Raw genomic sequence first — 19,497 nt, forward strand, 5'->3', positions numbered from 1 at the left:
TTACATCAAGAGGACTCGGAAACGTTACCGAAGTGAAACGTCACGCGGCGGATCAGACGCGCTGGGCCTTCCGCGCGCGGTAGGCCTTCACGTGCGTGCGGTTGGCGCAATTCCCGGTGTCGCAGAAGCGCCGGGAGCGGTTGCGGCTCAGGTCCAGGACCACTCCGTCGCAATCCTCGGCCGCACAGGAGCGCAGCCGGTCGAGTTCGTGCCCGCGGATGACGTCGGCGAGGGCCATGGCGGCTTCGGTGGCCATCCGCTCCTCGAGCGGGGCTTCCGGCGCGGTGGCGTGGAGGTGCCAGTCCCACTCGTCGTGGCGGACGAGTTGGGGGAGTGCGTGGGCTCTGCGGAGGATGGCGTTGACGAGCTCGACGGCGTCGTCCTCCTCCGCGAACCAGATCGCCTGGAGTTCTGCGCGGAGTGCCCGGACCGAGCGCAGTTCGTCCTCCGTGTGCGTCCTCGAACCCGAGAAGCGCTGCTCCTCGAGGAAGCGGTCGAGGCCCTCGAGGGTGTCGAGCGGGTCGACGTCGTCCTTGGCCGTGTTGATCAACGCGGCGGCAGAGGAGAGAGCCACCTCCGTGTCATAGGTGAAAGACATGTTGACTCCTGACATCGCGGTCCCCTAGTGTCACGACCATAACCATACGTTACTCATGACACCAACCATTCGACCCGAAGGGAGCGGACGTGACCCTGCGCCCCGCCGCCGGCCTCTGGATAGCACTCGTCTCCGCTGCGACATTCGGGGTATCAGGCCCGTTCGCCAAATCCCTCCTCGAGATCGGCTGGAGCCCCGGCGCCGCCGTCGGTCTCCGCATCGGGGGCGCCGCCGTCGTACTCCTGATCCCCGTACTGATGGCGATGCGCGGACGCTGGTCCACGCTGCGCGGCAACGCACTCACCATCGGAATCTACGGGACGACGGCGATCGCCCTGTGCCAGCTGTTCTACTTCAACGCCGTACAGCGCATGTCCGTCGGTGTCTCGCTGCTGCTCGAATACCTCGCACCCGTGCTGATCGTCGGCTTCCTGTGGCTGCGCAGCCGCAAGGCGCCGCAGGCCCTCACGATCGTCGGGTCCGTGACGGCGATCCTCGGGCTCCTCCTGGTCCTGGACCTCACGGGCGATGCGCGCCTGGACCCCGTGGGTGTCCTCTTCGGGCTCGGCGCAGCCGTGTGCCTCGTGGTGTTCTTCCTCATGTCCGCGCGGGTGGACGAATCCCTGCCGCCGCTCGTCATGGCCGGCGGAGGGATGGTGGTCGCGGCGGCGACCATCCTCCTCCTCGGACTGACGAACATCATGCCGTTCCGGTTCGTGTTCTCCGACGTGTCCCTCGCGGGGGCCACCTACAGCTGGATCGTCCCCGTGGCTGTCCTCGTACTCGTGGCGACGGTGGCCGCGTACGTCACCGGCATACTTGCGGCGCAGCGACTCGGTTCGAAGGTGGCCAGCTTCGTGGCGCTGACCGAGGTGATGTTCGCCGTGCTCGCGTCCTGGCTGATCCTGGGCGAGCTGCCCGGTGCCATCCAGTTGCTCGGGGGGCTCCTGATCGTGGCGGGAGTGGTGTGCGTTCGCTTCGACGAACTGCGCACCGCCGATGCCGGTGCCGGTGCGCTGGAGCAGCCCAATCCTGTGGAGCCGCTGCCGCGCGCGTGAGTGTGACGAGGGCTCCCGGTGTCCCCGTCAGGCAGTCGGTGGAAACAGGGCGTCCTCGACGGCGCGGGTCAGGGAGCGGATGAGCTGGACCTGGTCGTCCTCGACGTTGCCCCCGGCGCTTTCCGTGTAGATGACGAGCGCAAAGGTCGACCCGTGGTAGCTGAGGAGCGCGGCGTCATGGAGTTCCCCGTCCACCTGTCCGTACTTGTGATGAACCGTGATGTCGGGGTGTGAACCGGCGGGGATGAGCTCTTCGTTGTTGGTGTCCTGCATGAACCCGAGCAAGCGGGCGGTGTTGTCCTCGTCGAGCAGGTCCCCGGCGTACAGGCGTTCCAGCACGACGGCCATGTCCGCGGCCGTGAGGAGATTCTCCTCGGGATCGTAGGTGATGCCTATGGACTCCGCATACTCCCTGAGCCGCGGGTGGCCCACGGCGTCCATGAGCAGCAGCCAGGAGTCGTTGTTGCTGTTGTTGACCATCGCCTCGATCTGGAACGCGGCGTCGTAATCGCCCAGGCCGTCATCGAGGCTCGCCTCACCGGTCTCGACGAGGTGGTAGAACGCCGCGGCCGTGATGATCTTGGCCGTGCTGGCCGCGAAGAAGGCGGTCTCGTCCCCGAAGGTCCGCGTGGCGTCCCCCGAGACATCGGCGAGTGCCACCCCTACCCGGTAGTCACCTGCCTGCTCGAGGATCGCGGCGATGTCGTCGCCCAGGGACGCGGGAGCAGCGGCGACGGGCGCGGTGGGAACTCCGGCCGGGCGGATGGAGTCCGCCGGTGGGCCCGACGGCGAGCCGACCAGGAGGTACACGATGACGATGACGGCCAGGGCCGCGGCGACCCAGATCGTCCGCCGGCGCCGGACCCTGCGCGAGGGAGGACGGCGAAGGGGCTGCCGCGCCGCCGGCCTGGTCACCAAAGCTCTCGCCGTCGTCGCGGTCGGCGCTCCTGGCTGCGGACCGGCCGGGGAACCGCCGGGTCGGGACCCTGTGCCATGTACCTCCCCTTCCTGCCCGTCATGGGCGCTGCTGCAGCAGTCGCACAGCGCTCCATCATACGGAGGGATCAGGCGTCGACACCGCAGGCTGGGCGTGGCGGGTGTCAAGCGGGTGGGACCGGCGTCCACCCAGCCCATAGTGCCGCTGGTGTTCCGCTCTTCGTCGGTTCGGTAGGCAGGCCGCCGTCCCTCATCAGCACCTGCAGACGCCCAGCAGCGCCAGCGGCGTCGCAGGCCAGCACCAGGACGGCTCCCGAGATGCAGGACCGCGAGGGATCGTGAAAGGTGCACCCTGCGCAGCTGGGCCGCAATGGTGACGGCCACTGCAAGAGCGCTGCCCATGACGGCCCGGATCACGACGAGACGCACGCCCATGGACTCGACGCCTCAGGGGAGCTGCCCGCCATCCGGATCGGCGGCGAAGGTTGCTATAGAACCTTCGCCGGAGCGGTGGGTACGGGTTGGTTCTCCTCGGATGCTGCCGGCCCGAGTGGAAGATGAGCTTGACCGGCGTCGCCTTCCAGTGGGCTGTTCGGTCCGGTGCTGACCGTGGGCTGACCGGGCCGACGCTTTCCTGGCCGATGTTTCCCACCACGGCCATAGACGAGATACATGGTCAGGCCCATCAGGATCATGAGCAGGACGGTGTAGACGAAGGTGTTGGCGATCGCGTTGACATCAGCACCTCCGTCGGTGTTGGCCTTGATCTGCAGCCCGAGGGGTTGGTAGAGCGGATGCGCGAGGAAGACCGCGGTGTCGTAGTCGTCGAGCTGGCTGTTGAAGTTCAGGGCAGCGATGGCGGCAGCAGTAGGAAGCACGGCCGGTAGGAGGATTCTGCGGAAGGTGTACAGGGCGCCCGCGCCCATGATGGTTGCAGCTTCTTCCATGGAGTCGTTGACCGAGCTGAAGGCGGCTTTGAGCATACGGAGGGTGAAGGGGATCTTCACGACGACGAAGGCGATCAGGAGGATCACGGTCGTGCCACTGAGCACTGCGCCGCCCAGGAGGGGGTTGGGTTCGTCGTAGGTCATGACGAGCCCGAGGGCGATCATGGCGGCCGGCAGGATCCATGGGATGTGCAGCAGGTACTCGAAGGTCGAGGTGATCCTCGTGTGGTACTTCTGGATGATCCGTGCGACGAAGAGAAGTCCGCCGACGGTGATGATCGCGGCGAGACCGCTGTAGACGATGCTCACGATGAAGGGGCGGAGCGCGGACTCCTGGGAGAGCACGCGGGCGTAGTTCTCGAGAGTGAATCGGTCAGGTGCCAGGACGCCGGTGCTGATGGCGGCGCTGTCCATGAAGGAGTAGAGCAGGATCAGGAGCAGAGGCGAGATATAGAGGAAGAACAGGAGGTAGGCGAGGACATGCATGATGATGTTCATCGGGCGGTTCCTGATGGTCTGCTTCTGCAGTGGCGCCGATACCTTTGCCACCGAGTAGTAGGTTCCCCCGCGTTCCAGGCGTGTCATGATGGCGAGCATCGCGATGGTCGCGACGCCCAGGATGAGTGCCAGAAGTGCTGCGATGTCGCGTGAGGTGGACGTGTTCGCGAAGGTGAGGATCATCGGCGTGATGGTCTGGAAGTCCTCGCCCCCCAGGACCTGAGGCGCGCTGAGGGCGCCGAGTCCGGTGAGGAACGACAGGATGGTGACTGCGAAGAGCGTCGGTTTCAGAACAGGTAGGACCACCCTGCGGAGCGTCGTCCAGTCCGAGGCGCCCATGTTTCTCGCCGCTTCGATGGTCTGGAAGTCGACGTCGCGGATCGCGTTGCCCAGGAAGAGCAGATGGTTCGTGGTGGTGGCGAAGGTCATGACGAACAGGACTGCGAAGAACCCGCCGAACCACTCCCGGTCCATGCCGGGGAAGTAGTTGGCCACCAGTTTCGTGACGATCCCGTCCGCACCGTAGATGAACTTGTAGCCGGCCGCGAGAACGATTCCCCCGAACAGGAAGGTCGTCGCGTACCCCAGCCAGAGAACCCTGGAGCCGCGGATCCGGAAGTACTGAGTGACCAGGACGACGAAGATGCCCACGACGTTCACCGTGACGGCGAGGACGACGGCGAGGAGGAAGCTGTTGGCGAGTGACTTCATCGCCCGGTCGGAGGACAGCAGTCGCTCCACGGCGCGGCCGGTGAACTCGCCACCGGGAAAGAACGTTTCGGCGAGCAGGTTCAGGTTCGGCCAGAGCAGGAACGCGGCGCTGAACCACGTCAGAACGAGCATGGTCACGATGACCAGGGGTGACCTGAACATTCGCGAACTCGTCCCGCGGCTCACGGGGTTCCCTGGTACTGCAGGATGTGCAGGGGATCGACGTGGAGCTGGACGGTGTGTCCTATGTCCAGGGCGGGAGCTCCGGTTTCCTTGACGAGCACCTTCACGTCCGAGTCGTGGCTTCGCACGATGTATCGGCTGTGCTGCCCGTGATAGCTGCGTGCAACCACTCGGCCCTCTACCGGGACGGTGCGGCCGTCCGGCTCGGAAGGGTTACCGAGGATCGTGCCCGTGCCTGCAGCGATGGACGGTTTCTCCACCCGGAGGTAGGAGAGCTGCTGCGGATCCAGTTGCCGGCCGGACGTCGACGAACTGACGCGGGAGACGAAGCCCGGGCCAAGCTTCGAGCTGTCACCGATGAAGTTGCAGACGAACTCTGTGGCAGAGCGTTCGTAGATCTCCTGCGGGGTACCTACCTGCTCGACCTTGCCTTTGTTGAAGACCGCTATGCGGTCGCTCATAGTCAGGGCCTCATCCTGATCGTGCGTGACATAGACCGTGGTGATGCCGGACTGGACCTGAAGGTCCTTCAGTTCCACCCTCAGCTGCTGTCGTAGCTTGGCATCGAGGTTCGACAGTGGCTCGTCCAGTAGCAGGATCTTGGGTTTGAGGACCAGTGCCCGGGCGATGGCCACCCGCTGCTGCTGACCGCCTGAGAGTTCGGAGACATTCTTGTCGAGTTGATTCTCGGTCAGGTCCACGCGGCGTGCGATGTCGCGCACCAATTCGGCGCGCTCGCTGGAGCCGGTCTTGCGGACCTTCAGCCCGAAAGCGATGTTCTCCCAGACACTCATGGAGGGGAACAGTGCGTAGTTCTGAAAAACCATCCCCACTCCCCGTTTGTCGCTGGGAAGGGCGGTGACCTTCTTCCCATCGATGAGGATGTCACCCGAGGACGGGCTCACCAGACCGGCGAGGGTGCGCAGCGCGGTCGTCTTGCCGCAGCCGGATGGGCCCAGGAGGGTGAAGAACTCGCCTTCTGACACTTCGAGGTTCAAGTCACTGATCGCCGTGAAGCTGTCGAAGGTGACGCCTATATTGTCGAAGCGGATCATGGGGTCTTCCTTCACGTGGGAGGGGGAGAGGAAAGAGGATGCGCCACCGGATCTGAAGGATCCAGATGGCGCACCCTTCTCCGAGTCAGGAATCAGGGCTGACAAGGCCGCGGCGGCGGAAGCCGCTAGGGCATGTACTCGAGCTCGATTTTTTCGATCCAGGAGCCGAGGTTCTCCTGAACGAAGGCCCAGTCGATGTCCTGGCGGGTGAACTGCTCGTCGAACTCGACAGTCTCGGGCTTTGCGCTCTTGAGCGCTGTCTCGTTGACCGGCAGCGAGTTGAACTGTGCTGCCCATTCGCCCTGGACGTCACCGCTGCCGAACCAGTCGATGAACTCCTTGGCCTCGTCCTGGTTGTCCGATCCCTTGATGAGGGCCACCTGCTCGATCGCATAGGGGACACCATCTTCCGGGCTCACGACGCCCGAGGTCACACCGTAAGCTTCCTCACGCCCGGGAATGGAGGAGGAAGGCATCTGCCCGAAATCGACCTCACCCTCGGCGAAACGGGCGAAGAGGTCCAAATCCGTGACCGCAGGAACACCGTTCTGGAAGTATTGCTCGATCTGCTGCCAGCCCTCGTCGCTCACCCCGAGGTCGCCGGATTCGTCCTTGTACCGGCTGAGGATGCCTGCCATGACGAGCTGGGTGGTTGCCGCTCCCATGCCGCTGACCCGCTCGTAGCGGTCCTTGTACTCATCCTTGGACCACAGATCCGTCCAGTCCTCCGGGGCATCGGCTTCCGCAACAGCGTCTGCGTTGTAGGCCAGGACGATCGCCTGCTCGACCAGGGGCCAGTACGCTTTCTCATCTCCGGGATCAGCGAGGGCCTCGTCGACTTCCGAGGACCACGCAGGCGTGTACGCCTCGAGAACGTCCTCACTCTTGAGCTGCTCGTAGTACACGTTGTTCAAGCCGTATACGACGTCGGCCACCGGGTTGTTCTTCTCCGCGACGAGCTTGTTCGTGGCGTCCGCGCCGCCGGCGCCGACGATCTCGATCTCGAATCCGGCTGCCTCGGCCTTCTCCTGCAGCCATTCGCCACGCCCCTCGGAATTGGAGTTCGTGTAGACGATCAACGGCTCACCGGCACCAGCCGTGGAACCAGCCTCACTCTCGGCGGAGGACCCGCCACAGGCCGTCAGCAGCAGGGCTGCCGAAGCGGTAAGAGCGACGTAGCTAATTCTCTTTGACACGGAAGAACTCGATTCCCTAGTAGCGACACTGCTTGCACCAACCTCGCACAAAAGTAGCCAAAAAGCCCGCTCTTCAGGATTGGTGCAACAACCAACAGTCCTCCTGCCTCATGAACAGGCGTCCGCTCGCCATCAAACGTGAGGTTAACTCACCTCCTGCGGGCGGCTCGGAAGCACTCGACGTACCGGCCCAGGCGTACCGTTCGAGCTCCAGTTGGGTTCTTGGCGGCGGTCGCCCGTACCCGGCGCATGGCATGTTCTCCTAGCACGACGAAGATGCACGCTCTGGTTTCTGATGCGCGGGTCGGCTCGCCTCCCAGCAGCAGTCCCACTGTCATGCCTCCCGCCGAGCTGCTTCGAATGGCGGTGAGCTGACCCGAGCTGAGCCGGACCGAGCTGCCTCGCGTCGCCCGTGCCGGGCGCGCGATCCGCGCGGTCACTCAGGAACGCTTGGTGGGAGCGATGACCCTGACCACCGCTGAATCATCCTCGGCGGCAAGGCCCTGCGCCTGGCCCAGCAGGTACAGCTGCTCCGCGGCAGCGGCAACGGGGGCAGCGAGGCCGGCGGCCCGGGTCGCGTTTCCGACGATGCCCATGTCCTTGACGAAGATGTCGAGGCGGCTGAGGACCTCGGCCCCCTCCTCCGAGTAGGCCTCCAGCATTCGCGGCCCCCGGTTCGAGAGCATGAAGGACCCGGCCGCCCCGACCTCGAGGGCGGCGAGGGTCCTGGCCGGGTCCAGTCCGAGCGCGTCGGCCAGCGCCATCGCTTCGGCCGCGGCTGCGATATGCACGCCGCACAGCAGCTGATTGACCGTCTTGAGTGCCTGTCCGTCCCCGGGGTTGTCCCCCACCACGGTCAGGGTGGAGGCCAGGAGCTCCAGCACGGGCCGGGCTGCCTCGAGCGCGGCAGGTTCGGCTCCGACCACGATCAGGAGGTCGCCCTCGCCGGCGCGCTTCGGGCCGCCGGAGAGCGGTGCGTCGACCAGGGCTACGCCGTATTCCACGAGCCGCGCCGCGGTCACCGGGATGGCGTCGGTTCCGACCGTACTGGTCAGGATGACGACGGCGCCCTTCCTCAGCACGGGAGCCACCCCCTGATCGCCGAACAGGACGTCATCGAGCTGTTCCCCGTTGCGTACGGCGAGGAGCAGCGCGTCCGTGCCCGCCGCGGCCTCCCGTGCGGTGGCGAAGGTGCGGATGCCGGCCTCCCGGGCCAGCGCGAGCCTCTGCTCGGCGATGTCGAAGCCGTGGACCGTGAGGGCCGTGGCAAGGCGCGTGGCCATCGGCAGGCCCATGGCGCCGAGGCCGAGGACTGCGACGGAATAGCTTTCGGTCATGGGGTTCGTCTTCCAATGCTGGGTAGGAGCTGTCGGGAGGGACTGGTCAGAAGGTGGAGCTGAGTTTCCTGGTCACCTCGGCGAGGGACGAATCCTCCCCCACATTGCCGGCGAAGACGACGAACGGGATGCCCTGCGCGGGTCCGTCCACCGGCTCCCACAGGCTCACGATGCCCGGCAGCATCGGTCCCCGGACCATGGCGTGCCTGATCTGCAGCCCGTGCGCGGCGACGTCCGAGGAGGTGATCCCGCCCTTGGCGATCACGAAGCGCGGTGGGAAGAGCCCCAGCGTGCGATTCACGACGGCGACGACGGCGGCCGAGACGGTGCGGGCGATCCCGAGGCTGGCCGCCGCGTCGCTGGTCCTGACGAGCAGGCGGCTCGTGTGCAGGATGACGTCACCCTGTGCGAGCTGCGCGACGACGTCCGCCACGACCTCGTCGAGGTGGTGGGCCGAGCGTTCGTCGAGGAGTTTCTCGACGTCGATCTCGACGGTGTGCGCCCGCTGGTGCTGCTCGCTGAGGATGCCGAGCTGCCGGGTGGTGACGCCGACATGGGAACCGACCACGATCAGCCCGCCGGCGGCGGATGGTTCATGGCCGGCGTAGGCCTCCTCGCCGGTGAGCTCGGCGCGGATGTCCTGGCCGATCCGGGCCCGCATGAACGGTGGCCCCACCCGGTACAGGAGCTTCTTCCCGCGGCGTTCCGCTTCCTCCAGGCCGAGCGCCAGGGCCCGGAGGTCGTTCTCGGTCACGATGTCTGCGACGATCGGCGTCCCCTCGGTCACATCCGAGAGGGCATCCGCGATGGCATGGGCCGATGCCGTCGCACCGCCGCCGGTGCTGCCGGCGCGGATGATGCCGAGGTCCAGCACGATCACGGAATCCGCCGGGACACGTCCGCCGGTCTTCTCCTCCACGTACTGTGCGAGGGAGGCGTTCCGGTACCCGAAGGTGGCATCGCGGGCGAACTCGGTGTCCGACACCGGGACGAGTTCATCCGCGCCGCGATTCGGGGCCCGTACGTAGTGCACGCCGCCGATCGTGATGCGTCCGGCATCGGGAAAGGCCGGGACGATCACGACGCCATCGGTTGGTTCCCCCGTGGCATCGAGGACGGTCGCGGCGATGGTGTCCGGTTCGAGGGGATAGTGCCCGCGCAGGGTGGAATCCGACCTGCTGACGAAGCCGAGGGATACCGCCGCCGGTTCGGCCGCTGCTGCAGCGAGGGCGTTCCGGACGACCTCCTCGTTCCGGGCGGCGGCGTCGGGTTCATCAAGGCTGCGGGTGTTCGTGAGCACGTAGACCGCCGGCTTTCCCTGGCGGAATGCCCAGGAGAAGTCCTCGGCGTCCCACCGGGTCAGGACGGGGAGGTCCGCGACGGACTGCGTCCCGGTCGGGTCGTCGTCGAGGACGACGAAGACCCGCGCGAGTCTCCCGGAGGGCCGCATGACCACTGCGACCTCCCGTGCGGAGATGGGCACTTCTGGCGGGTAGCCGGACAACAGGTCCGATTCGATGGGCATTCAGTGCTCCGTCGTGCCGTGGGTGGAATCCTGGGAGGTGGTCCGGGGAACCACCCGGCGGCGGCGGTCGTATCAGCGCCGCCACCGGTGGTCCGTTCCCGTCAATGGCCGGGTACGGCGGCTTCCTTCTCCTCGGCCGCCAGCAGGGCATCCGATCGGGACCGCATGGTGCGGGTCAGGATGAACATCACCGCGGCCAGGAAGGCGAAGACGCCCACCGAGATGGTGCCGTAGAGCCCTGTCTCGGTGGTGAACCGCTCGTCGATCGCGGTGCGCATGATCGGGGCCACGAACCCGCCGAGGTTGCCCAGCGAGTTGATCAGCCCGATGCCCGCAGCCGCCGCCGTGCCGGTGAGGAACGCCGTCGGGTAGGACCACGTGATGGGACCACACGCCAGGAAGCTGGAGACGGAGACCACGAGGAAGGCGATCGCCAGGACGGGCATCCCGTTCTCGCCGGCGAAGGCAGCACCGATGGTCGCCAGGCCGGTGGAGGTGTAGAACATGGTGCCCCACCTGCGCCGACGCCGGATGGTGTTGGCATTCTTGCCCACGAAGTAGCAGACGAACAGGCCGACGAACCACGGGATGGCCGAGATGAGGCCGATCTGCCAGAACTCCGCGTCCGGGCTGATGATGCGCCGCACCTGCTGCGGCAGGTAGAACGTGGTGCCGTAGACGGCGACCTGCAGGCAGAAATAGATGACGGTGAAGTACCAGACCTTCCAGTTGCTCATGGCGCGCAGGATGCCGGAGGGGCCGTCCGTGCTGCGGACCTCGTCCTCCGCTTCCATGACCCGAAGCAATGCTCGTTTCTCGTCCTTGTCCAGCCACTTCGCCTTCTGCGGACTGTCGATGAGGAAGAAGATCGCGGCGATACCGGCGATGACCGCCATCATGCCCTCCGTGAAGAACATGACCTGCCACCCGCGCCAGGGGGTGTAGGTGTCGCCGAACGAGATCAGGGCACCCGAGATCGGGTTGCCGAGCATCTGGGAGAAGGGCTGCGCGAGGTAGAACAGCGCGAACATCTGGACGCGGACCTTGTTGGGGAACCACTCCGAGAGGAACATGATGACGCCCGGGAAGAGCCCGGCCTCGGTCACGCCGAGCAGGAACCGCAGGATGATGAACATGGTGTCGCCGGTCGTGAAGGCGAAGGCCGCCGCGACGATGCCCCACGTCACCGCGATCCGTGCCAGCCACCAGCGCGCTCCGAACCTCTTGAGCAGCAGATTGGACGGGATCTCGAAGATCGCATAACCGATGAAGAAGATACCGGCGCCGAGGGCGAACGCGCCGGCACTGATGCCGCGGTCCATCTCGAGGGCGGCTTCGGCGTATCCCACGTTCGTGCGGTCCAGGAACGCGACGAAGTACAGGATGATGAGCATCGGCATCAGGTGCCGGGCGGCTTTCTTGACGGCGGAGGCGAGCGCGGTGCTGTCCAGGTCGTCTTTGACCGTGTCCGTAGCGGACATGGGACTCTCCTTAGTGCGATGGGTGGAATGAGGTGATGCGACTCATCCCACGAGCGAGGGGAAGATGAGCCAGGCCCCGATACCGACGAGGATGACGCCGACGGCGAGGAACAGGATGCGGGACTTCGACCAGTCGCCCATGTCAGTGCATGTAGAGGCCGCCGTCAACGTTCAGGGTCTGGCCCGTCACGAATCCTGCGTCCTCGCTGATGAGGTAGGCGATGGCTGCTGCGATGTCCCGGGGGGTGCCGATGCGCGGGAGGACGCCGTCGGCCGCCATGGCGGCTTTCCGCTCCTCCGTGAGCGTGCCACCCATGATGTCCGTGTCGATGGGACCGGGCGAGATGGCATTGACGGTGATGCCCGCCCCGCCCAGCTCACGCGCCACCGAGCGCGTGAATCCTATGACGCCGGCCTTCGCCGCGGAGTAGACGGTCTTGGAGAACGTCCCGCCACCTCGTTGCGCTGACACCGACGACAGGTTGACCACCCGCCCGACGCCGTTCCCGACCATGGACTCGACGGCCCGCCGGGTGGCGTAGTGGACACCGTTCATGTTGATGCCCATGACGCGGTTCCACTCGTCGGTGGTGACCTCGAGATACGGCACCGGGCTGGAGACGCCGGCGAGGTTCACCAGGGCGACGACCTGCGGGAGCCCGGCCTCGAGGCTGTCGAAGGCTGCGCGCACCTGGGATTCGTTCGCGACGTCGGCCCCGGCCCCCGCTGCCGTGACACCGTGCTCCTCCGCGATCTCACGGGCGACCGCCTTCGCCGCCTCGTCGTCGAGGTCGATGATGCCGATGTTCCAGCCGAGACCGGCGAGGTAGTGCGCGGACGCGCGTCCTATGCCGCGCGGCGAGGCGGCGCCGGTGAGGATGGCCGACCTGGAGTCGGGGAAAGCTGATGCCACGATGGAATCTCCTTGCGATCAGTGGATGGGTGCAGGGCCGAGTTCGTCCATGAGCTTCTTGATGGCCACGTATGCCCTGTTGCGGTAGGCGATCAGCTCCGCGGTGCGTTCCGCGGGGACGTCCAGGTAGCCGGAACCGGTCTTCGTGCCGAAGTTCCCGGCGTCCACGAGCTGCTTCAGCGAGTCGGGTGTCGCGAAGCGCTCGGGCCAGCGGGTCTGCAGTGATGCGTAGCAGAACGAGTAGACGTCGAGCCCGGCCATGTCCGCGATGGCGAAGGGCCCGAAGACGGGGAGCCTGAAGCCGAAGGTCGTGCGGACGATCGTGTCGACGTCGTCCGCCGTCGCAATGCCTTCCTCGACGAGCTGCGTGGCCTCGTGGAACAGGGCGTACTGGAGCCGGTTGAGCACGAAGCCCGTGGCATCCTTCACGCGTGCCGTCTCCTTCCCGGTGGAGGCGACGATCTCCTCGACCACCGGGATGATGGCGTCGTCCGTCCCCGGGTGCGGGATGAGCTCGACGCCGGGGATGAAGGGGGCCGGGTTGGAGAAGTGGACGCCCAGGAACCGCTCCGGATGCTCCACCGCCTCGGCCAGGCCGGCGATCAGGATGGTGGAGGTGTTCGAGCCGATGATGGCGTCCGGCCTGGCCGCCGCGGAGATACGCCGCAGGGTCTCGTGCTTGACCTCGATCCGCTCCGGCACGGCCTCCTCGATGAACTCCGCGTCCGACACGGCGTCCTCGATGGAGTCGGCGGCGGAGACGTTCGCCTCGATGCGCTCGCGGGCGTCCGCGGGGAAGAGTCCGTCGGCGGCGAATTGCTGCGCTTCGGTCAGCAGGCGCTCGAGGTTCGACGCCGCGATGTCGGCGTTCACGTCGGCGATGCGCACGGTGTGGCCGGCCAGGGCCAGGACCTGCGCGATCCCGCCGCCCATGTAGCCCGATCCGACGACGGCGATTCTCTTCGGTGTCATGCGTCCTTCTTCCCAGGCAGGAGTGAGCGGATGTAGGTCTGGTTGGTGGCGCAGTTCCCGAGGCTGTCCCCGCCGTAGTGCTCGCACAGGAAGATGCCGTCGAAACCGAGCTCCACAGCGTCGCGGATCACCTGGCGGTAGTTGATCAGCCCGGCCTCCATCGAGCTCGGGACACTCGTGGCCCACGAGCCGTCGGCGGCCTCGTCCCGCGTGTAGTTCTTCACGTGCCAGTAGTTGGCGTAGGGGAGGAGCTTGGCATGGAGCTCGCGCCAGTCCTCCACGGGGCGGTGCAGGCGGATGAGGTTGGCGATGTCGGGATTGATGCCCACGTTGTCGAGGCCTATCTCCTCCACGAGCCGCACGGCGCTGTCGCCGGTGCCGAGGTACGTGTCCTCGTAGAGCTCCAGCGACATCTTCAGGCCGACGTCGGCGGCGTGCCTGCCGAGTTCGCGCAGGCGGGCGACCGCCGCCTGCCACACCTCCGGATCGTCCGGGTCCTTGGGGCCCTGCGCGGTCCAGAACCAGAGTGCACGCCGCTGTGCCTCGCTGAAGGGCTGGTGGAGCCCGGTGGAGAACACCTCCATGCCCCACTCGGCCGCCGCGTCGATGGTCCGGTGCGCGTACGCCAGGTTGCGTTCCTCCTGGCCGGGCATGATGACGCTCTGCCGCTGCAGGTGGACGGACGGGATCCGCACGCCGTGGGAGGCGGCGATGGACAGGAATTCGTCGCGTCGGGACGGTTCGAGATCAGCGGGCCGGACGTGGCTGTCGGCGAGTTCGGCCAGCGCGAATCCCACGTGTTCCACCTGGCTGAACATGTCGTCCCATGCCTCGGGGTCGGCGTCGTGGAGGGCGGTGCCATCCTTGGTGACCGTCGGAATGCCGTGCAGGCAGGTGGCGATCGGCCAGTCCTGCGCCGAGAACGCGGGGTGCAGGGACATCTTCTTGCTCCATTGCAATCGGGGGGAAACGAAAAGAGGAAAGATCCTATAGGAAATATAGACGCAGGTTACTGCCGCTGCAAGGCTTCGGTGAACCGGATCTCAGGTGTCGGGGGAGTCGTGCAGGGAACGCGCGCGCACGCCCTCGATGTGGGCACGCAGGGCTTCGACGGGCGCCTGCGTGTCCCCGCCCGTGAACGCGTCCAGGATCGCGGCGTGTTCGGCGGCCGCTTCGGACACGTCACTCGTGCCCCTGATGACGGCCTGGCGCATCCTGTGCGTCAGGGCGCCCAGGTTGGCGTACATGTCCTGGACGTAGCGGTTGCCCGCGGCGTCCAGGATGACCAGGTGGAACGCGTTGTCGGCGTCGAAGTAGTCGTGGATGGTGCGGATCGGGACATCGCCGTCCATCATGGCGGCGGTGACCCTCTCGCCCATCTCGCGGTGGTGTTCGTGTGCCTGCCGGAGGGCGGGGAGGAAGGAGGCGGCGCGTGGGGCCGCGAGCCGGGCCGCCTCGACTTCGAGCATGATGCGCGCCTCGAACAGCTCGTCGAGCTGCTCGGGGCCGAGGGGAGGGGCAACCCGATAGCCCTTGAGGGCCTCGCGGGTCACGAGTCCGGTGCGCTCGAGCTGGACCATGGCCTCGCGGACGGGCGTCGGAGAGACATTGAGCTGCTTGGCGACGGTGTCGATCGACAGCCTCGCCCCCGGCTCCATCTCGCTCGACAGGAGGATGTCGAGGATCCGGTCGTACACGCGGTCCCGAAGGCCTCGCCGGTCGATATCCGGCACCGGACGGTCAGAACGTGCTGCTGTCATCGCCGAACCCAATCTCCCATGCCTCGTCCAGGATGTCCTCGAATGCAGCTGGATCGTGTGCGAACCGGCCGAGGAACATGCCGTCGACATCGGGAGCGATGCGCGTCAGCAGGCCAGGGCCGGCACTACCTCCGTAGATTACCCTTCCCTGCTGCACCAGGTCGTCATCCGCCAGGTGGGCGCGGAGGGCGCCGGTGACCGCGCGTATGTGGGTATCGGGTGCGGGTTCCGGGCGGCCGATCGCCCACACGGGCTCGTAGGCCACGATGAGCTCTCCGCCGATCCCCTCACGGCGGGTGGCCGCAAGGCATGCCTCGAGCTGCCGCAGGCACGCCTGGATTGCCACCGCGTGCTCGCCGCGTTCCTCCTCGCCGATGCAGAGCACCGGCACCAGCCCGTGCCGGAGGACCGCGCGGACCTTCAGCGCGGCGGAGGAGTCCGTCTCGCCGAACATCGATCGCCGCTCCGCATGGCCGATCTCCACGAGCCGGACACCGATCTCCGCCAGCTCCACAGCCGACACCTCGCCCGTGTAGGCTCCCGCGTCCTCCCAGTGCACGTCCTGCGCTCCCACGAGGAGCCCCCCGGGAGCGGCGAGATCGCGCACCGCAGCAAGGGACGGGAACGTCGGGATGACGAAGGGCTCCACCACGCCCTGGTGGACCGCCGGGTGGGTCGAGGCGATCCCGGCGACCCGGCGCGTCCACTCGAGCTGGCGCTGATGACCGAAGTACATCTTGAGGCTCGAGCCGATCGTGAACCTTGGCATGCGTGTGCTAGACGCCCTCGTACGCGCAGATGTCGTCCACCTTCGCCTGGGATGCGCTCGAGGTGTCGAACGTGTAGGTCAACCATTCCCGGACGAGCCTGCGGGCGAGTTCGATGCCGATGACGCGCTGCCCCATGCAGAGCACCTGGCAGTCGTTGGACAGGACGGACCGCTCCACGGAGAGGGGATCGTGGGCCGTCGCCGCGCGGATGCCCTGCACCTTGTTGGCGGCGATGGCGACGCCGAGCCCGGTCCCGCAGATGAGCAGTGCCCGGTCGGCCTCTCCCCTGGCGACGCGCTCGGCGGCCTCGATCGCGATCCTGGGGTAGGACGTATGGCCGTCCGGCCCCACTCCGACGTCGACCACCGACTCGACGAGGCCGTTCTGCTCGAGATCCTGCCTGAGGATCTCCTTGTACTGGTATCCCGCGTCGTCGCAACCGACGATGAGCCTGAGGGCCATGTCTTCCTCCTAGTGATCCTCCGGGCGGGCGCCCGGAGCCTGACTGATGACGTCCGCGATACTGGTGCAGATCAGCGCGAAGGACACCGCGCCGGGATCGGGCGTGCCGACGGACTTCTCGCCGTGGGACCGGGCGCGCCCCAGGGTCGCCCGCATCGACGCGGTGGCTCCCGCGGCGGCCGTGGCCGCGGCGGCTGCACCCGACCATGCCTCGGTGAGCCCGGACCCGTCCCCCACGCGTGCCGACAGTTCGTCGGAGAAGGGTACGACGGCGTCGACCATGGTCTTGTCGCCGACCTTCGCCTTGCCGAAGGCCATCACGGCGTCCCGCGCTGCGGATACTCCGCGCGCGAGGTCCTTCGGGGTGGGGCGCGCATCGTCGCCGAGAACCGCTCCGAACGCCTTGAGCATGGTGGACCAGATGGCTCCCGAGGTGCCACCGGCGCGGTCGCTCCAGGCACCGGCCGCGTGCCGTAGCGCCGTCTCGGCACCGGCGCCCTGCTCGACGGCGGCGCGTGCTGCGTCCCGCCCGGCATGGGCGCCGCGCTGCATCCCGATGCCGTGGTCGCCGTCGCCCGCCACCTGGTCGAGGCGGCCGAGTTCGTCGGCGTGCTCGTCGACCGTGCGGGCAAGGGCCTCGAGGGCCGTGACGATGGTCGCGGCGCAGGCGCGGGACCCGGCGGAGGAGGCTCCGACGACCTCCTCGGCGTCGTCCTTCACCACCGCGTCGATGCGCTTCTGCTCGGCGACCTGCCCGCGGCGGAATCCCGGGGTGTCCGCCGGTGCGGTCCACAGCCGCTCGAGTTCGTCGTCGAGCCACAGGAGGGTGAGGGAGCAGCCGGCCATGTCGAAGCTGGTGCACAGTTCGCCGACCTCGGGATCGACGATGCTGAGGCCGCGTTCGAGCAGCAGGTCGTGCACCGTGCGGTAGACGACGAAGAGTTCCTCGTTCTTGACGCTGCCGAGGCCGTTCAGCAGGGGCACGACCCGCGCGTCCGCCGGGTCGATGCCGTCCGGCACCTCCTCGAGGAGGCTGGTGACGAACAGTTCGGCGAGCCCCGCGGCCGTGGGGATGTCCACCTCGTCGATGCCGGGCTCCCCGTGGATGCCCAGGCCCACGGCCATGCGCCCCTGGGGGACTTCGAAGAGGGGGGCATCCGCCCCGGGGAGGGTGCAGCCGCCGAAGGCGACTCCGAGCGAGCGGGTCCGGTCATTGGCGAGGCGGGCGACGCGCTCAACGCCGTCGAGATCGTAGCCCTGTTCGCAGGCTGCGCCCGCCACCTTGAACACGGTGAGGTCGCCGGCGATCCCGCGCCGCTTGTGTTCCTCGCCCCGCGGCGCGCTGATGATGTCATCGGTCACTGTCACCGTGCGGACATCCATGCCCGCCTCGCGCAGTTCGGCCTGGGCCTCATCGAAGTGCAGGACGTCGCCCGCATAGTTCCCGTAGGACAGGAGGACGCCCCGGCCCTGGTCCGCGGTCCGTGCGACGGTGCGCACCTGGTGTGCCGACGGTGATGCGAACAGGTTGCCCATCACCGCTCCGTGCGCCAGGCCCGGTCCAACGAGTCCCCCGAAGGCGGGATAGTGGCCGCTGCCGCCCCCGATGACGAGGGAGACCGTCGGTTCTGCCGGACGGCCCACGCGCACCACACCTCCGGGAATCTGCTGGACCCAGCGAGAGGCGGCAGCCGCGAATCCGCCCATCATCTCGTCGACGAAGTTCTCCGGTTCATTGAACAGACGCGTCATTGCGATCCCTTCCGATTTTCGTAGATTCTATAGGATAACCGGCGAAAGGGCATGTGTCCCGGGGGTATCAGGACGTCGGCGGTGCCGTCGACGAGCGCACGACCAGGTGGGTGGCCAGTTCCACGCGGGTCGAATCCGGTGGCTCCCCGCCCATCTCCCGCAGGAGCGCCCGGACAGCCGTCCGGCCCATGTCCCGCAGCGGTTGGGCGACGGTGGTGAGTTGCGGTGACGACTGTTCGCTGAGGTACGTTCCGTCGAAGCCGACCACGCTCAGCTCACCCGGAACCCCGATCCCCCTCGCGTGCGCCTCGGCGAGCACGCCCAGCGCGATGCTGTCGGAGGCAGCGAAGATGGCTCGGGGCGGGTTCTCCAGGTCGAGGAACCGGGCCAGGCCCCGCCGTCCCGTCTCCGGATTGAACGCGCCTGCCAGGACGTACTCCTCCGAGATGGGGATACCCCGCTCGAGGAGGGCGGCGACGTAGCCGTGCTCGCGGTCCTGGCTGCACTCCGCGCTGGGGTGCCCGCCGATGAACGCGATGCGGGTATGCCCCAGGCCGAGCAGGTGTTCCGTGGCGGCTTTTCCGCCGGCCCAGTTCGTGGCGCCGACGCTGGCCACGCCCGGTCCGGGTGGATTGATGGGGTCGATGACCACCACCGCGATGCCGCGCTTCTTCACGTCCTTGATCTCCCGAGGAGACCACCGCGACGTGACGAGGAGGAGGCCGCGGCGGCCCGACGCCTGCATCTTCTCGGCCCGCTCGCCGGCGGAGAGATGAGTCAGCCCCGCCTTCGACAGGACGATCTCCGCTCCCTGCGTCTCCGCGCACTCGAGGATCCCGTCCATCACTTCCGAGTAGTACGCCGTCGTCACGCTGTCCACGGCGACGTCGATCAGCACGGAGGCCGGGGGTGCAAGGGCGAGGCGCTGTCCGGGGGGCTGGTACTCGGACGTCCTGAGTGCTTCCAGCACGCGCTTCCGGGTGGCGGGCGCTACGTCCTCACGCCCGTTGATGACTTTCGAGACCGTGGGAGTGGAGACTCCGGCAAGGGCTGCGACGGATGCCAGGGTGGCTCTCGCACGAACTTCACTTTCCGACAATGTTTCGAAATCCTCTCCAGGGCCGTCGTCGTCTGCCTGCTGGCTGAGCCAGAACACGCCCCGCTGGGCGGGTAGTGCCTGGTTCGAAGCCTTTAATCGCGGGCCATTGACCGATAGATGTGATGCAGGTAACTTTACGCTTGTTAGTTTGTTCTTATCGAAAACATTTCGAAATCTCTTCCGCAGCGTGGCGGTCAGCGACCGCGTACCCGCGGAGTTGACCTGCCCACCTCAGCCGGCCCTC

Annotated in this window: 17 protein-coding genes; 1 reads left to right on the plus strand and 16 read right to left on the minus strand. The window is 67.1% G+C overall.

Features of this window, described 5'->3' with window-relative positions; translation table 11 throughout:
• Nucleotides 1-52: 52 nt before the first annotated feature.
• The gene (locus tag AC1MFI_RS05875; RefSeq protein WP_479820180.1) at nt 53-598 is read right to left on the minus strand and encodes a CGNR zinc finger domain-containing protein; all 546 of its coding nucleotides are present in this window, start codon (nt 596-598) and stop codon (nt 53-55) included.
• Between the two features lie 89 nt (nt 599-687).
• Here AC1MFI_RS05875 and AC1MFI_RS05880 point away from each other — a divergent pair, with 89 nt between their 5' ends.
• Nucleotides 688-1,656 (plus strand): EamA family transporter, encoded by a 969-nt coding sequence (locus AC1MFI_RS05880; RefSeq protein WP_479820181.1) that lies wholly within the window; start codon nt 688-690, stop codon nt 1,654-1,656.
• A 27-nt stretch (nt 1,657-1,683) separates the two neighbouring features.
• On the opposite strand, the gene AC1MFI_RS05885 is transcribed toward AC1MFI_RS05880, so the two are convergent.
• The 15 genes from AC1MFI_RS05885 to AC1MFI_RS05955 form a co-directional block, all read right to left on the minus strand.
• Complete coding sequence (locus tag AC1MFI_RS05885) at nt 1,684-2,571, minus strand: serine hydrolase (RefSeq protein ID WP_479820182.1); 888 nt, start codon at nt 2,569-2,571, stop codon at nt 1,684-1,686.
• Between the two features lie 509 nt (nt 2,572-3,080).
• A complete protein-coding gene (locus AC1MFI_RS05890; protein ID WP_479820183.1) occupies nt 3,081-4,910 on the minus strand; it encodes an ABC transporter permease in 1,830 nt (609 codons plus the stop codon).
• A gap of 20 nt (nt 4,911-4,930) precedes the next feature.
• Entirely contained in the window at nt 4,931-5,986 is a 1,056-nt protein-coding gene (locus AC1MFI_RS05895; protein WP_479820184.1) for an ABC transporter ATP-binding protein, read from the minus strand.
• 125 nt (nt 5,987-6,111) lie between these two features.
• The gene (locus AC1MFI_RS05900; RefSeq protein ID WP_479820185.1) at nt 6,112-7,182 is read right to left on the minus strand and encodes an extracellular solute-binding protein; all 1,071 of its coding nucleotides are present in this window, start codon (nt 7,180-7,182) and stop codon (nt 6,112-6,114) included.
• Nucleotides 7,183-7,622: 440 nt separating this feature from the next.
• Nucleotides 7,623-8,519, minus strand: a complete 897-nt coding sequence (locus tag AC1MFI_RS05905) for an NAD(P)-dependent oxidoreductase (protein ID WP_479820186.1) — start codon at nt 8,517-8,519, stop codon at nt 7,623-7,625.
• Nucleotides 8,520-8,565: 46 nt separating this feature from the next.
• A complete protein-coding gene (locus tag AC1MFI_RS05910; RefSeq protein WP_479820187.1) occupies nt 8,566-10,044 on the minus strand; it encodes a four-carbon acid sugar kinase family protein in 1,479 nt (492 codons plus the stop codon).
• Nucleotides 10,045-10,145: 101 nt separating this feature from the next.
• Complete coding sequence (locus AC1MFI_RS05915; RefSeq protein ID WP_479820188.1) at nt 10,146-11,525, minus strand: MFS transporter; 1,380 nt, start codon at nt 11,523-11,525, stop codon at nt 10,146-10,148.
• A 142-nt stretch (nt 11,526-11,667) separates the two neighbouring features.
• Entirely contained in the window at nt 11,668-12,441 is a 774-nt protein-coding gene (locus AC1MFI_RS05920; RefSeq protein WP_479820804.1) for an SDR family NAD(P)-dependent oxidoreductase, read from the minus strand.
• 15 nt (nt 12,442-12,456) lie between these two features.
• Complete coding sequence (locus tag AC1MFI_RS05925; RefSeq protein ID WP_479820189.1) at nt 12,457-13,410, minus strand: 3-hydroxyacyl-CoA dehydrogenase family protein; 954 nt, start codon at nt 13,408-13,410, stop codon at nt 12,457-12,459.
• Nucleotides 13,407-14,351 (minus strand): sugar phosphate isomerase/epimerase family protein, encoded by a 945-nt coding sequence (locus AC1MFI_RS05930; protein ID WP_479820190.1) that lies wholly within the window; start codon nt 14,349-14,351, stop codon nt 13,407-13,409. Before AC1MFI_RS05930 ends, AC1MFI_RS05925 begins: the two co-directional genes overlap by 4 nt.
• Before the next feature lie 102 nt (nt 14,352-14,453).
• Nucleotides 14,454-15,170 (minus strand): GntR family transcriptional regulator, encoded by a 717-nt coding sequence (locus AC1MFI_RS05935; protein WP_479820191.1) that lies wholly within the window; start codon nt 15,168-15,170, stop codon nt 14,454-14,456.
• Nucleotides 15,151-15,939 (minus strand): triose-phosphate isomerase family protein, encoded by a 789-nt coding sequence (locus tag AC1MFI_RS05940; protein ID WP_479820192.1) that lies wholly within the window; start codon nt 15,937-15,939, stop codon nt 15,151-15,153. Before AC1MFI_RS05940 ends, AC1MFI_RS05935 begins: the two co-directional genes overlap by 20 nt.
• Nucleotides 15,940-15,946: 7 nt before the next feature.
• Entirely contained in the window at nt 15,947-16,402 is a 456-nt protein-coding gene (locus AC1MFI_RS05945; RefSeq protein WP_479820193.1) for a ribose-5-phosphate isomerase, read from the minus strand.
• Between the two features lie 9 nt (nt 16,403-16,411).
• The gene (locus AC1MFI_RS05950; protein WP_479820194.1) at nt 16,412-18,154 is read right to left on the minus strand and encodes a dihydroxyacetone kinase family protein; all 1,743 of its coding nucleotides are present in this window, start codon (nt 18,152-18,154) and stop codon (nt 16,412-16,414) included.
• A gap of 67 nt (nt 18,155-18,221) precedes the next feature.
• Nucleotides 18,222-19,253 (minus strand): LacI family DNA-binding transcriptional regulator, encoded by a 1,032-nt coding sequence (locus AC1MFI_RS05955; protein WP_479820195.1) that lies wholly within the window; start codon nt 19,251-19,253, stop codon nt 18,222-18,224.
• Nucleotides 19,254-19,497: the final 244 nt, after the last annotated feature.

Source organism: Arthrobacter sp. BC5, assembly GCF_056680255.1.